The 13,682-nt window shown below is 61.5% G+C and carries 15 protein-coding genes and 1 pseudogene; 9 read left to right on the top strand and 7 right to left on the bottom strand.

Translation table 11 applies throughout. The features are described from left to right. The 5 genes and pseudogenes from Q4P21_RS11785 to Q4P21_RS16345 form a co-directional block, all read left to right on the top strand. On the top strand, positions 1–619 hold a 619-nt coding region (locus tag Q4P21_RS11785; protein WP_369598897.1), incomplete at its 5' end, for a phosphoribosyltransferase. Positions 620–1,109: 490 nt separating this feature from the next. After that, complete coding sequence (locus Q4P21_RS11780; RefSeq protein WP_303388960.1) at positions 1,110–2,294, top strand: FAD-binding domain; 1,185 nt, start codon at positions 1,110–1,112, stop codon at positions 2,292–2,294. A 4-nt stretch (positions 2,295–2,298) separates the two neighbouring features. Beyond that, a complete protein-coding gene (locus tag Q4P21_RS11775) occupies positions 2,299–2,916 on the top strand; it encodes a TetR/AcrR family transcriptional regulator (RefSeq protein ID WP_303388959.1) in 618 nt (205 codons plus the stop codon). 42 nt (positions 2,917–2,958) lie between these two features. After that, positions 2,959–3,816 (top strand): isocitrate lyase/phosphoenolpyruvate mutase family protein, encoded by an 858-nt coding sequence (locus Q4P21_RS11770; RefSeq protein WP_303388958.1) that lies wholly within the window; start codon positions 2,959–2,961, stop codon positions 3,814–3,816. Positions 3,817–4,450: 634 nt separating this feature from the next. Continuing rightward, positions 4,451–4,795 (top strand): annotated as a pseudogene (locus Q4P21_RS16345) (hypothetical protein); the annotation flags it as partial. Between the two features lie 276 nt (positions 4,796–5,071). Here the strand turns inward: Q4P21_RS16345 and Q4P21_RS11765 are convergent. The 5 genes from Q4P21_RS11765 to Q4P21_RS11745 all read right to left on the bottom strand — a co-directional run bounded on the left by Q4P21_RS11765 (position 5,072) and on the right by Q4P21_RS11745 (position 9,544). Continuing rightward, positions 5,072–6,385 (bottom strand): Dyp-type peroxidase, encoded by a 1,314-nt coding sequence (locus tag Q4P21_RS11765; protein WP_303388957.1) that lies wholly within the window; start codon positions 6,383–6,385, stop codon positions 5,072–5,074. A 4-nt stretch (positions 6,386–6,389) separates the two neighbouring features. Beyond that, entirely contained in the window at positions 6,390–7,163 is a 774-nt protein-coding gene (locus Q4P21_RS11760) for an EfeM/EfeO family lipoprotein (protein ID WP_303388956.1), read from the bottom strand. Positions 7,164–7,407: 244 nt separating this feature from the next. Next, positions 7,408–8,187, bottom strand: coding sequence for an SDR family NAD(P)-dependent oxidoreductase (locus Q4P21_RS11755; protein WP_303388955.1), 780 nt, complete (start codon positions 8,185–8,187; stop codon positions 7,408–7,410). Between the two features lie 4 nt (positions 8,188–8,191). Further along, complete coding sequence (locus Q4P21_RS11750; RefSeq protein ID WP_303388954.1) at positions 8,192–9,013, bottom strand: alpha/beta hydrolase; 822 nt, start codon at positions 9,011–9,013, stop codon at positions 8,192–8,194. Between the two features lie 345 nt (positions 9,014–9,358). After that, complete coding sequence (locus Q4P21_RS11745) at positions 9,359–9,544, bottom strand: hypothetical protein (protein WP_303388953.1); 186 nt, start codon at positions 9,542–9,544, stop codon at positions 9,359–9,361. Between Q4P21_RS11745 and Q4P21_RS11740 the strand changes: the two genes are divergently transcribed. Both Q4P21_RS11740 and Q4P21_RS11735 read left to right on the top strand, forming a co-directional pair. Further along, positions 9,543–9,728, top strand: a complete 186-nt coding sequence (locus Q4P21_RS11740) for a CsbD family protein (RefSeq protein WP_303388952.1) — start codon at positions 9,543–9,545, stop codon at positions 9,726–9,728. The two genes, Q4P21_RS11745 and Q4P21_RS11740, sit on opposite strands and share 2 nt — an antisense overlap. Before the next feature lie 81 nt (positions 9,729–9,809). Next, positions 9,810–10,070, top strand: coding sequence for a GlsB/YeaQ/YmgE family stress response membrane protein (locus tag Q4P21_RS11735; protein WP_303388951.1), 261 nt, complete (start codon positions 9,810–9,812; stop codon positions 10,068–10,070). 118 nt (positions 10,071–10,188) lie between these two features. Here the strand turns inward: Q4P21_RS11735 and Q4P21_RS11730 are convergent, their stop codons facing one another. Both Q4P21_RS11730 and Q4P21_RS11725 read right to left on the bottom strand, forming a co-directional pair. Beyond that, on the bottom strand, positions 10,189–10,881 hold the full coding sequence (locus Q4P21_RS11730) for a sigma-70 family RNA polymerase sigma factor (protein ID WP_303388950.1): 693 nt from the start codon (positions 10,879–10,881) through the stop codon (positions 10,189–10,191). 526 nt (positions 10,882–11,407) lie between these two features. Beyond that, entirely contained in the window at positions 11,408–11,677 is a 270-nt protein-coding gene (locus Q4P21_RS11725; protein WP_303388949.1) for a hypothetical protein, read from the bottom strand. Positions 11,678–11,761: 84 nt separating this feature from the next. Between Q4P21_RS11725 and Q4P21_RS11720 the strand changes: the two genes are divergently transcribed. Next, entirely contained in the window at positions 11,762–12,406 is a 645-nt protein-coding gene (locus Q4P21_RS11720; protein WP_303388948.1) for a response regulator transcription factor, read from the top strand. A 92-nt stretch (positions 12,407–12,498) separates the two neighbouring features. Next, the gene (locus Q4P21_RS11715) at positions 12,499–13,425 is read left to right on the top strand and encodes an NAD(P)-dependent oxidoreductase (RefSeq protein WP_303388947.1); all 927 of its coding nucleotides are present in this window, start codon (positions 12,499–12,501) and stop codon (positions 13,423–13,425) included. The last annotated feature ends 257 nt before the right edge of the window (positions 13,426–13,682 follow it).

Raw genomic sequence — 13,682 nt, 5'->3', positions numbered from 1 at the left:
GCTGGCCGCGCGGCTTGACGCGCTCAAGGGTTCCGACGTCGTCGTGCTCGGACTGCCTAGAGGCGGTGTTCCCGTCGCCGCCGAGGTTGCGAAGGCCCTCGACGCCCCGCTTGATGTGATCGTTGTGCGCAAACTCGGGGTGCCGTTCCAGCCAGAAGTGGCGATGGGCGCGATCGCTGAGGGCGGCGTGCGCGTTCTCGATGACAGGGTGCTCGCGGCGGCGCAGGTGTCGGAGGCGGAGCAGCGCGAAGTGGAGGACCGGGAGTGGATGGCCCTTGAGGCACGTAGCGTGCGGTTGCGCCGCGGCAGGCCGCGGATCGATCTTAAGGGCTGTGTGGTCGTCATTGTCGACGACGGTATCGCTACGGGGTCGACGGCGCGGGCGGCCTGCCAGGTTGCCCGCCATCTGGGTGCCGCACGGGTGGTGCTTGCGGTGCCTGTCGGGCCGCGCGACACCGTGGAACACTTCGTGGACGCTGACGAGGTGATCTGCGTCGTGACTCCGTCAAATTTCTTTCCCGTAGGTTCCTATTACCGGGATTTCTCCCCGACGAGTGAGGAGAAGGTGATCAAGTTTCTGGATGCGGCGGCGAGGCGTGGGCAGTTGGGGAAAGTCTAGGGTCGGCCTGCGATGCATCGATGCCGGTCGTCATGATCAGCCCGAGGGAAGCCGCGCAAGCAGCCAGCATTTTCATCAATTTTCCCGTCCTGGATCTGACGGCATTTTTCATGATGACTACTCCCAAGAAAGAACGGGAAGCAGGCTCATACCCCAGAGCTTCCACTTCTTTCTATCGGATACTTTTGTATATTTTTGGAAAAATTAGGCATGGGCTATCCATGAGTCAAGAGTGCATGACAAGTTCCGCGCTTCAACGCCCCGAACGGGTTTCCCGAGTGGCGGCCGATGGCTAACAAGCCCCACTGCGACCTGATGATGGCTGGAAATCAGGCCGTGTCCGGACCATTTGTCCTGTGCAAGTCAGTTTGCAGAACATGTTACGGATCCACTGCATCCAAAGTTTCGGCAGACCTTTTATCCATCCTTGACATCTGTAGACCAGCGGTCTGAACTGGTGGTCTAGAAAACGTTGGATCGAGGTTCCATCATGAACGTCTTGATTGTAGGTGCAGGTATTGCGGGCCCGACGCTGGCGTTCTGGCTGAACAAGGCGGGGCACCACGTCACCATCGTCGAACATGCACAGGAATTGCGCAGCGGCGGATACCTGATCGATTTTTGGGGTGCAGGGTTCGAAATGGCCGAGAAAATGGGCATTGTGCCCAAACTGCGGCAGCGCGGGTACGTCATGACGGAAGCCCGGGCCGTGAATCGCGAGGGCGGTCGAATAGCTTCCTTCAAGCCCGAGGCCATCATGGAATCGGTGGAAACCTATTTGAGTCTGGCCCGCTCCGACCTCTCGGCAGTGATCTACGAAGCACTTGGTGGTGCTGCCGAGCTGATCCTGGGCGACACGGTGGCAGACCTTGCCGACGATGGCGATCGGGTGAGGGTCAGCTTTGAGAGCGGGAGGACCGGAGACTTCGACCTGGTCGTCGGTGCCGACGGACTCCACTCCAAGGTAAGGCAGCTCGCCTTCGGCCCGGATGAGGGCTTCGAGAGATACCTGGGGCTGGTGGTCGCCGCGTTCGAAGCGACGGGGTATCCACAGCGGGACGAACTCGTTGCGATGATGTACGCCGACGTCGGCTTTCAGGCTGTTCGGCTTTCCCTGCGCGACGATAAGACGTTGTTCCTGTTTAGCGTCCGGCATGAGGGTGACGTACCAGCTGATCGCGCAGCACAGGAGGAGTTGTTGCGGGCAAAGCTCACGGGCAAGGGGTGGGAGGTGCCAGACATGCTCGATCTCATGGCCAAGGCCAAGGACTTCTATTTCGATTCCGTGAGCCAGATCCGGATGCGATCGTGGACGACTGGGCGGGTGGCTTTGGTGGGCGATGCCGCGGCGTGCCCCTCGTTTTTGGCGGGGCAGGGCTCCGCGCTGGCCATGGTCGGCGCCTACACGCTGGGAGCGGAACTCGCCTCAGGGGGTGACCATCGGGACGCATTCGCCCGCTATCAGGCGCGGCTGGCCCCGTTGCTGCGTTCCAAGCAGGATGCCGCCGTGGGGTTGGGGCTGGCGTTCGCACCGAAGAACAGACTTCAGCTTTTCGAAAGGAACACTGTGATGCGCTTGATGGGGCTTCCCAAGGTTGCCGACCTCGTGATGGGACGGAGCTTCCACGACGCGGTGGAGCTTCCTGCTTTTCCTGCGACGACGACAGCGCTGTAACGGGATGGTCAGGCCCCGATTTACGAAACTGCCGCAGAAGCAGCAGCAGTCCATTCTGCAGGCAGCGCTGGACGAGTTTGCCGCCCACGGATTCCACGAAGCCTCGCTGAACCGGATGATCGAGGCGGCCGGCATTTCCAAGGGAACAATGTACTACTACTTCGACGGCAAGGAGGATCTCTACACCTACGTCGCACGCACCGGACTGGCCGGGCTCTTTGTGCGTGTGGGTCCGCTGCCGGAACTGGACAGGGGAGGTGCCGATGAGTTCTGGTCCGTGCTGGAAGGCTACTACCTGAATTTGTTGCGGGCGCTTGCGGCCTCACCGCAGCTGGCGGCACTGCTGCGCGGGTGGACCGCTGCGTCGGGAACCCCCTCGTTCCAGGCCGCACAGGGCGACCTTGAGCAGGCCTCGATGCCCTGGATCGAGCAGGCACTCGCCACCGGTCAAGGCGTGGGGGCAGTGCGCGAGGATCTGCCACCGTCGCTGCTAATCGCCGTCGTGATGGGAATGGGCCAGGCAATGGATATCTGGCTCATGGCACAGCAGCCGGACGACGACGCGCTGCCGGGATTGGCCAGCAGCCTCATCGGTATGATCCGACGAGCGGTCAGTGCATAGGGAACATACTGGACTTCCCATCCTGACGCGTGCCGTCCGAGTTTGCAGATTGAAGGCGCCCTCGCTGTTGGCACCACCAGCTTTGGCATGGCGGCAAGTGCCAGGGTGCCCGACGGCGGCCGGCTCAGCAAGGCGGCCACCGCGGCCCTTGCGCAGCAGCTGTGCCACCTGCCCGTCCACATAACGGCAGATATTGAAGACGGGTACTCTGACGACCCCGTCGAGGTTGCGGAATTTGTGGCCCGGCTGGCGGTCGAGGGCGTGGTTGGCGTCAACATCGAGGACAGCAGGGACGGGCACCTGATCAATCCGGTAGCGGCTGCCGCCAAGATTGCCGCCGTCAAGCAGAGCACCCCGGGCGTGTTCGTCAATGCCCAGGTGGACAACCTCTGGTTCGCCGAAGAAGCCACCGTGGACGCCGTGCTGCTCCGCGCCCGCATCTACGCCAACGCGGGGGCGGATGGAATCTTTCTCCCTGGACTTGCCGTCTCGGAGGCAATCCGGAGCATCACCGCCGGGATTGGGCTGCCTGTCAACGTGCTGGCACACCAGTCGCTGACTGTTGCAGAGCTGGGCGAACTCGGGGTGCGGCGGGCTAGTTCCGGCTGCCACGCCCTATTGGGAGATGCAAAAGCGACTTCAGACCTTCAACCGCGAGTGACGTTGTTGGCGCGGCAGGAAGCCAGAAAAGACGTCTTGCGGGCCCCCGTGAGAACTCATCACACTTGCTGTTGGCGTGCACCTGAACTGCCACTGGTCTGTCAGCGAGACAGACATCACGATCGTGCTCTTGATGCCGGCAGCCAGTGTCGCAGCCTTTATTTGGAGCAAGCTTCCTGTCGAGGTTGTGGCTTTGTAAGTTGCGCTTGTCCAGTATGGGACCGGGGTCAGCTGCGCTGACGATGCATTTCCGGGCTTTGGTTCCTGCACAGTGCTCCTCATTGCCGCGCTGTTTGCGGTGGCCGAGGCCATCGATGTCTCCGGCGTCCACCGCATGGATGGGAGGACTACTCGTCAAATATGCGGGTACCCGCAGATCGCGCCTCCTGTAACTGATCATGGCATTCACGGCCGTTCTCAGTACGGTGATCAGCGTCAATGGAGCCGTGGTCGCATGGCTGCCCACGCAGGTTCCCTGCTTGTGCGGACCGGGTCTCCCGTGAACATTCTGAAATTGGAGGACACCCTTGTGCGTCTCCTGGTGTCCACCGGCGGTGCCCAGGTGGGAAGGCAACTTCGGCTGTGCTGCCTGCCGTCTCAGACGGTGTCCGCCTGCTCAGCGTCCAGTGTTTGCAAGACAATCCTGTGGATGGCACTGTTGTACGTGCCCGGGCATGCTGACTGACAGCGGCATATTGGTGGTCTTGGCACACCAACGCGCCGGCAAATCCTTCCGGGGGTGGGGAAAGCTGGTGGAATCACCCGACGCCATTCGCCGTCAAGCAGTTCCGCTGGGTCCGGTGCTATACCAACCTTGGTCATCGTTGCCTGCATGGTCCCGCTCTCAGGAGCCGCCGCCTAGACAGGTACTGCAGACATGCTGGCAAACGGCATTCTGCACTTCACTGGCGGAGACCGCCCCTATCTGCTGCTCGCCGGATTTTTTATCGTAACGGCCGTCATGGACCAACTGATCAGCAACACGGCGACGGCTCTGACTGTCACACCCATCGCACTTTCCGTGACAGTGGAAGCCGGGTCATCCCCCTTCGCAGTGCCTCTTTGTGTCAGCGTGGCATCCGCCTCGGCACTGCCGAGGCCCATTCCAAACCCCGGCCAGCACGGGGACCATGGTTCCTGCCGGCTACAGATTCGGCAACTACGTTCGACGCCGCCACCAAGGATTGCGTCGAGCGTCGCACTTCTGATGGGTTTGTGAGCCCAACGATGCGATGCGGCAGTTGGTTCAACTTTCTTTAGAACATCAACAATCTGTGTACGGGTACTGGAAGGCACTGGACGCCAACCGTGGAAAGCATTCCATCGGGACCTCCTATGACCCGGCCGTCAACGCGTGGGCTGATGGAGGTGTGCTGCACCATGTCGACGGATGGGCTCCGCCTCGTCGGCAGAGCAGTCGGCCCAGCTCAACTGAAGTTGGTTTGCTGTCGGCGGGGCCTGATCCCCAAAACCGTGAGCCTTTACATCGATGGCATTAAGTGAAAAGCCCCTCGCCGAGGAAGCCGCTGCCCGCCGCCGGGACGCCGGGCAGTGCAATGAAGTAGCCGCCGCCGAAGGGCTCTACGTAGTCGGTCATCGGCTCATCCACGAGGCGCAGCTGTGTGGCCTCGAACTGTTCCTGGATGTTCTGCTGGAAACAGGTGAAGATCAGCCCGGCCTGCATGTTGCCGTTGAGATCCACGCCGAGGTCATAGTTGTAACCACGGCGCAGAAGGCGTGAGGCATCGGTGGCCGTGGTGCGTGGGTTGGCCATCCTGATGTGGGCGTCCAGTGGCACATTCTGACCGTCGGGGTCGTTGGCATAGTCCGGCGCGTCGGTCTCCTTGGTCTGCCCCAGCGGGGCGCCGTTGGCGCGGTGGCGGCCAATCATGCCGTCCTGTTCGCCAAGGCCCACACGGTCCCAGAACTCCACGAGCATGCGGATGACACGGACCACCATGAAAGTCCCGCCGACGGCCCAGTCGGGCTGGCCGGAGTCCTTCGTGATCCACACACGGTTCTCATCTTGTGCCGGGTTTACGATCCCGTCCCGGTAGCCGAAGAGGTTCCGCGGGGTGCCCACCGGGCGTGGGGCGGAATGGAAGCCGTTGAGCTTCCACGTCAGGGCCAACTGGCCACGGGTGGCCTTCGTGATCTCCCGCAGCGCGTAGTGGATGGTGTCGGCGGAATCCGCGCACAGCTGCAGCAACAGATCACCGCCGGTCCAGGCCGGGTCCGGTGAGTCATTGGGAAACACCGTCATCTCGGTCAGCCCCCGGGGCTTCTTGGCCGACAGTCCCCATGCCGGGTTGCTGAAGATGGTGTTGGAGAGCCCCACCGTCATGGTGAAGGAGTCCGCGGGCACGTCGTCGCCAAGCACACCCGAGTTGGACGGGGGCCCACCCGCGATGGCTGGAAGGTCATCAGCCCGCACGGGGGCGTCGGTCTTGACTCCGGCCGCTAGCGTCGCGCCTTGGGCCGTCAGGGTCTGCAGCAGGGCCTTCAGCTCCGCCTGGTTGGCGGAAAGCACCCGGAATGAGGCGAAGCAGGCAGAGCGTTGTTGCGCGGCGGGGCGGTAGACGCCTGCCTGGTTCGCCCCGTGGAAGGGGACGGCAGGCAGGACCTGGGCTGCCGGCGTCGTGCTGTGCGGTGCGGACCTGGCCGCAGAAGCGGCCGTGGCGGCCAAAGCTGTTGCGGCGATGCCAGAGCCGGCACCCAGCAGGAAGCTGCGGCGGCCCGGGTTCACGTGCTTCCTCCCTTGAGACCTGTCCGACTGGGGTTCGGTGGTGTTCGTGGTGTCGTCTGTCATGGTCTCAGTCGTCGTCGGTGGAGAAGAGGGCGGGGATGTAAGCGAGGGCTTCGAGGGAGGCGCCGATGGCTCCTGTCACGGTCTGCCTGTCAGGCAGGGGCAGGGTGTCCCATACGGGCCAGGTACCGTCGAGTTTGGTGGCGTTCAGCGCTGTGCCCAGCCGGTCCAAGGTGGCGGACACCGTGGCGGTGTAGCCCGGGTGGAGGCCGTCGACCACGGTGCGCATGAGTGCGAGGACCACCCGTGTGCCGTCGAGGTCGGCGAAGGTCAGCGCCAGCGCCATGCCGCTACCTTGGTCGTTGTGGCCGGAGAGGTTGTCCCGCAGTGAGTCCTCAAGGATCTCGTGGGATCGGATGGCCATATCCATGCCGGCAATGTCCAGCGTTGGCAGCTCCGCATGGAGGCTGGTGACGTTGTCGTGCAGTGCGGCGGTGATGGCCACCAGCTCGGCTGGGCCCTGCCCATGGAAGAGCCCATACTCGATGCGGTGGAGTCCCGTAAAGGCCGGGTCCGCGGCCCCCTTGGGTAGGCCAGCTGGGAGCCCGTTGATGGCTTCGCCCAGTTTGCCAAAGCTGCCGTAGGCAGCTCCCACGCGCTGCCAAGACAGTTGTGTGGCCAACCACTGCGTACGGGCGGCGTCGAGGTCGTTGTTGCCGATCGAGGCCTTCAGAGTCAGCGCCTGGCTGGAAATCGTATCCAGTACGCCCGAGAGGTAGGTGCGGTACGCGGTGATGACGGCGGCCATGGTGGGTTCGGGCGCAGGCAGCGTGGTTGTCATTTAGTTCCTTGGCGTGGACGCAATATGGATGAGAAAAACATCCTACAGCAATAAGGCTAGGTTTCCCTTCGCTAATTCCTGCAGGTGTCCGTGGTCACTCCTACTGGGGCATCAATAATTCATCGGCGCCCTACCCCACGCAGTGAGCCGATCTGAGACGGCATCTGGGCGAAGGATCGAGCTTTGGACGGATGCGCCAAGTTCAAGAAGGGACTCCCCAGCCCAGCGTTGGGAAGGCAGGCGTTCACAGGGTAGTGATCATTCCGCCGTCTATGGTGAAGTTTGATCCGGTGGCATTGGCCGCCTTGTCACTGGCAAGGAAAAGCACGACGTCGGCAATCTCGGCCGGGTGGCTGAACCGTCCCGTCGCCGCATTGGATGCGGCGGCGGAGGCCACAGCGGCGGGAGTTTGGCCGGTTGCCTGAGACACGGTGTCAGCAACGCCTCCACTGCCAAGCCACAAGTCTGTCTCGACCGGGCCTGGGCTGACACAGTTCACCCGAATACCTTGGTGGCCATATTCCTTCGAGAGTGACTTGGCGAAATTCCAGAGGGCCGCTTTCGCAGCGCTGTAGTCCATGACGTCGGGATCCGGAAGGAACGCATTGATGGAAGCCACGTTGACGATTGTTCCACCGCCGGCGTGCAGCATTGTTGGAAGGACGGCTCTAGTGACACGCATGGCGGCCAGGAAGTTCAGGTTCAGGGACGCTGCCCAGTCATCGTCGGAGATTTCCAGGAAGCTACCAAGCCGGGTTTTGGCGGCGCCAACATTGTTGACGAGAATATCAATTTTGGGACCTGCCGCATGGACCAGTGCTTGACCTCCGTCCGGCCCCGCTAGGTCAACAGGGACGAAGGTGAGCTGAACGTTGCCCAGTAGTTCGTCCAGCTCAGGGGACGTTGACCGTGCGCAGGCAACGACGGTGGCACCTTCGACCAGGAGGGCCCGAACTATGGCAAGACCTATCCCTTTGCTGGCGCCCGTAACTACGGCAACTTTCCCCTGCAAACCGAGATCCATTGCGCTAGAACCCCTTGCCGCTCAGCCATTCCAAGGTGACGTTGGCGACGTCGTCCCAGCCCTTGTCAATGGCCAGGGAATGGCCGCGCCCTTCAAACTCGTGGTACTCGGTGACGGATTTGGCATTGTCGGCATAGAGCTTGAATGCCTGCTGGACGACGATTTTGGGTGCGGTGTGGTCTTCGGTTCCTGCAGTCAGGAGCAGTGGGCCCCTCTCCGCTGCGTGGGTGTCAACGGCGGCTGGAGAATTCTTTGCGAAGTTGGCGGTTGCATCTTCAAACAGCGGGCGCCCGGGCCCCGGAATGGTCCACTTTTCAAAGAGTTCATTGGACTCGCTGTCCTCGAGCGTGTTGCCAAAGCTGTAGTGGAACTGTTTGGCGTTCAGGGACACCGTCTTCTTGCGGTTTGCCGGGTTGGAAAGGACGGGGAACGCTGTCTTCAGTGCCGAGAACGGCAGTGCCTTCACGCCCTTGATAGGTGCCGGGTCGATGGCCACTGCTGCTGCGGCATAGCCGTGGGCTAGTAGCTCTTGGGCTATGAGGCCGCCGAAGGAGTGGCCGATGACGATGGGCTTGATCTCGGGTGCGCCGATGAGGTCCGCATAGTGGTGGCAGATCGCATCAATACCGACGTCATTCATGCCGTCGGGTTCCTCGCGGGTGGCGGCGACGGTTTCGCCTTCTCCTGGCCATCCCGGAGCCGTCACGGAATAGCCGCGGGATCGAAACTTCTCCAGCCACGGGTCCCACGAGCTGGAATGGAGCCACAGGCCGTGGATGAAAACGACGGGGACGGGATGGTTTGGGCTTTCAGTGGAGTCTGACATGGCCTGGTTACTTTCTGGACGAGGAATTAGCTTTCTTCAAAGTGCGAGACCAGAAATGTTTACGCACAGCTTACGCCCAGTTTTCAGCTATGGCCACAGGCGACGAGTTCAACTAAAGTGCTGGCGAAATGGGTGCGTGCCTCGTACCAAAGTAAGTAGACCCGAAAACCACAGGTCAGTGGCTCTTTGGTGCCCCGGACCGGACTCGACCGGTGGCCAAGAGAATCTCAGCACCTGAGTATTGAGGTGGGTTGTTGATCAAGAACCCCTTGATTTTGGCCGGTAGCGAATGAAATCCATCAAGGCGTGAAATGGCTGACCCCGGCGGGCGCCATCGGTTCTACGCTATGAAAAGTACACCTTGGTGAAGAACTTGAAGAACTTGGTATCGAAAATGTTTGAATTACCCCGATTGGGGGAATTGTCATGGTTGAGGCTCGTGGCGCCATTGCCGCGTAGCCCGGTAAACGGATCGAAGAGCAGCGGCCGGTAGGCCCCTCGTGCTTTTCGTTCCCTGAAGGAGACAACCATGGGTATAGCAGACAAGTTTGAAAATAAGGCCGAGGAGCTCAAGGGCAAGGCCAAGGAGCACATCGGTGCAGCCACGAACGATCAGGGCCTTGAAGCGGAAGGTGAAGTGGACCAGGCCAAGGCTGGTGTCAAGCAGGCTGGTGAGCACGTCAAGGATGCCGCCAAGGACGTCACTGAACGCTAATCGTCACGGAGTCACCGGGGCAGGCCCATAGTGGGCACGTCCCCACTCGATCTGAGAAGTTGAAATAAAAGGAGTTAGTTCATGAGTTTTATCGCGTTCCTGATACTGGGACTCATCGTTGGTGCGATCGCCAAAGCCATTCTGCCCGGCCGTCAGAGTGGTGGGATCCTTATCACCATGCTCCTGGGAGTCGTGGGGGCCTTGATCGGCGGATGGATCGGTGGGGCGATTTTCGGCGTCGGGCTTGAGAATTTCTGGAGCCTGCAAACCTGGCTGGTCGCCATCGTGGGCTCACTCGTCGTCTTGGGCGTCTATGGCGCTGTTGTGCGACGCCGCGCCTGACAGCGCCAAGCACTTCCGTCAGGTGCTATTTCTAGCGGGAAATTAAGGTGGCCCCGTCCCGCGTACTCCAAGGAGGACGCGGGACGGGGCCACCTCGCGTTGTTTCCAGCTCTTCCGTCTACTTTTCCGCGGGCTCGGTCAGGCGACGTCCGAGACGGTCGAGCAACTGTTTGAGGCGTCGGGAAATCTGCATTTGACTGACACCGAGTTTCTGGGCGATCTGCCCCTGCGACAACTCCAGGACGAAGCGCAAATGAAGTAGCAGCCGGTCTTGCTCGCTCGTGTCGCTGAGAGCCGCTTCAAGGGTCAGCTTTTGCTCAACGCGTTCATAGCCGGGGTCCTCCGTAGCTAGAAGGACGTCGTGCCCTCGGTCCTCGTAGCTCGTTGGTGAGTCATTTTGCTCGATCGGTTGGGCGACCATGGCCGTCTCCGCTATCACGGCCAGCGTCGTTTCCGTCACTGACATGCCAGCGGCCAAACTCAGATCGGCGATTGAAGGATACCTTCCCAGATGCTGCGTCAGCTCGGGGCGCACCTGCCTGATCTTGAGCCTGGCTTCCTGGATGGGCCTCGGTGGCCGCACCACCCAGGAATGATCCCTGAGATGACGTTTGAGCTCCCCAGTGATGGTCGGCACTGCAAAGGCCATGAACCCATGATTTCCCAAGTCACGGTACCTCTTGGCAGCCTTCACGAGTCCGAGTCTGGCTACCTGCTGCAAGTCTTCGGCCTCACACCCCGGGGCGCTGTAGCGGCGAGAGAGAGCGTCGGCCAGCCCCATGAACTGAAGCACCAACTCATCAACGCTCATCCCGGCCTCCAACCTTGTTGGTTGTGGCGAGAGAGGAACGCCAACGTCCGAAGGCCCGAGTGTGAAAGTTCGGGAGATTGACTCCTGCAACGCATCGCCGGAATTGGAGTCACGGGACAACGGAGAAGTTCTGGTATTTCGACAAGCGGTGGGCATGCTTGTCCCGTGAAGTCCGTGCTGCTGAGTGTGCAAGTTCATCACGTCGCACACGTCCGCCGCGGTCAGCGGGCTGCCAGACGAATGACAGCGAGCTTTTCGAAAGGAATAAGGTACCCATCCCAGCGGTGGTCGTGGCCTGGCAGGAATACCCTCTCGGCTGAGAACGTGCGCTGGCGGTGCCGACCGGACGCTACAGCCCATATGACGCGGACGTGGTTCCCCTCCCGGGCAACCACGTATCCGTGGATCTCGATGCCAGCATCCCTGACCACCACCCTCGCGGCCCTTGCCTGCAAGTCAGCCGATGATCGGGTATGAGGGTGCTCAAACTGATCAAGAGTTACCCGTTTCGTAGTCGTTATTGGCACTATTTGACCACCAGGTTTTCAGCGGAGGAGGCTATTGACGGCCCAAAAGGTTGTGGGCTGTCCGGGGCTGTGGGCACGAGCCCATAGCGGTGTATAGCCGCGACGATTGCTTGCTCGCGTCGTGCTAGAGCAGCGATCCGTCTGGGATCGTCGGTGTTTCGGTGTTCATCTTCGGCCAGAGCCAATTGAACAATAAGCTCCCGAACAGTTGCCTGGCCGAGATCCTCGTCCTCGGGCGTGCTTCTGTTCATGGTTTCGGCTGAATTCATCCCCAAAGCCTATTTATTGAAGGGGGTAACGTCTTCACCCCAAGGGGTGAACTCTTGCGCCCCCCGCTGCCGTATGGTGGGAAAATGGCAAACCTGCGCGTCGCCCTGGTGGATGACTATGAAATCGTGCTTCGAGGGCTGGAGATGATGCTTCGGTCCTATGGGGATACCTTGGAGGTTGTCGAACTCGACCTTAATCGAAATGTGGCCAAACCGGTCGATCTCACGCTCTACGATACGTTTGCGGCGACGCCGGGAGACGGTGCGGATGTGCACGAACTGGCAAGCAATCCGCTGGCTGGCAAGGTGGTTGTCTATTCTTGGGACCTCGATGAAACACGGATCAAAGCTGCACTGGCTAACGGTGCCAGCGGGTACCTATCCAAAGGCCTTCCCGCGGCCCACCTTGTTAGTGCCCTCCACGATATCCACCGAGGTGAAAGCCAAGTATTCCAAGGATCCAGTGGCCAGTCGAAATCGACCCTCGGTGATTGGCCCGGCCGCGAAGAAGGCCTGACCCAGCGGGAAGCTGAAGTTCTTGCGCTCATCACCCAAGGCCTGGGTAATGCGGAGATAGCAGAAAGGGCCCGGCTATCCATCAACACCGTCAAGACGTTTATCCGGAGCTGCTACCGCCGTATCGGCGTAACGGACCGCTCCAACGCCATCCTCTGGGGACTTGAGCACGGATTCTTTCCAGACCACAAACGCGTCCGGCCTCGACAGTAAATATGGACTATAAACGGACGCCATGATCTCTCGAGGTTAACGTGCGACGGCGGCGGCTCCCGCCCGTCGTCGTCGTGCGTTAAGCTGCCACCATGACACAGTTTGCCCCCCGCATTAGCGTTTTGCCCGACTCCCACCCCCTGTTTGCCACGGCCGTCACGGACGGTGGCGGCGTGCTGACCGATCTTGACGACAATCCCGACGGACTGGTGGTTGGCTTCAATCCGGACCGGGCCGCACTCAAAACCATCCTGGACACGCGGCCGACGATCCGCTGGGTGCAGCTGCCATCCGCCGGGATCGAGTCCTACATGGACACAATTGCGGCGTACCCGGAAAAAATATGGACCAGCGCCAAAGGTGCCTATGCCCCACCCGTGGGCGAACACGCTCTTGCCCTGACGCTGGCCCTGCTGCGCCAGCTGCCGGAGCGGGTACGGGCCACCTCGTGGGGCCCCCAGGCCGGAACGTCGTTGCACGGGCTGAACGTTCTGGTGGTCGGCGCGGGCGGCATCGGCGTGGAAATTGTGCGGCTGATGAAGGCCTTCAACACCAACGTCACGGTGGTCCGCCGGCAGAATATTACGGTTCCCGGCGCGGACCGCACCGTCACCTCGGAGGCCTTGGCCCAGGTGCTGCCTGATGCGGATGTGGTGGTGCTTGCAGCCGCGCTGACCACCAGCACCCGCCAGCTGTTGGGCGCACCGGAGCTGGCGCTATTGAAGCCAAGCGCGGTGGTGGTGAACATTGCCCGGGGTGGCCTGATCGACACGGATGCACTGTGCGCCGCGCTGGCGGCCGACCGGTTGGCCGGGGCCGGCCTGGACGTCACATACCCTGAGCCGCTGCCCGACGGTCATCCACTGTGGGCTGAGCCGAAGGCGCTGATCACCCCGCACAGCGCGGACACGTTCGAAATGGTGGCCTCACTGCTGGCCGCCCGGGTGGCGGAAAATGTCCGCCGTTTTGCCAGCGGACAGGAGCTGGCCGGGGTGGTGGACCCGGTAGCGGGGTACTAGATTCCGGGGCTTGTCTTTTGGTCGGCTGGGTTGGAGAAGTAGATGTCGCTGTGGCTGGTTTTCCCTCCATGGCCTGTGGCACCCCAGGCAGCCCAGACCGCGGGCCACCATGCCACGCACGGCCACGAAGCTGGTGGAACGCCAAGCAATCCCGGGCCCCAGGCCAGACTCGCGCAGGTTAGGCAGCTAGTTCTCCCGCGCCGAAGGGATGCCCAGCAGCAGGGGTGGACTGCCTCGCCACTGACGACGGAGAACAC

Origin of the sequence: Arthrobacter sp., from assembly GCF_030540645.1 — a bacterium.
In the GTDB taxonomy this organism is placed as follows: Bacteria; Actinomycetota; Actinomycetes; order Actinomycetales; family Micrococcaceae; genus Specibacter.
Note: the sequence above shows the minus strand (reverse complement) of the source record. Positions and strands in the feature narration are given on the sequence as shown.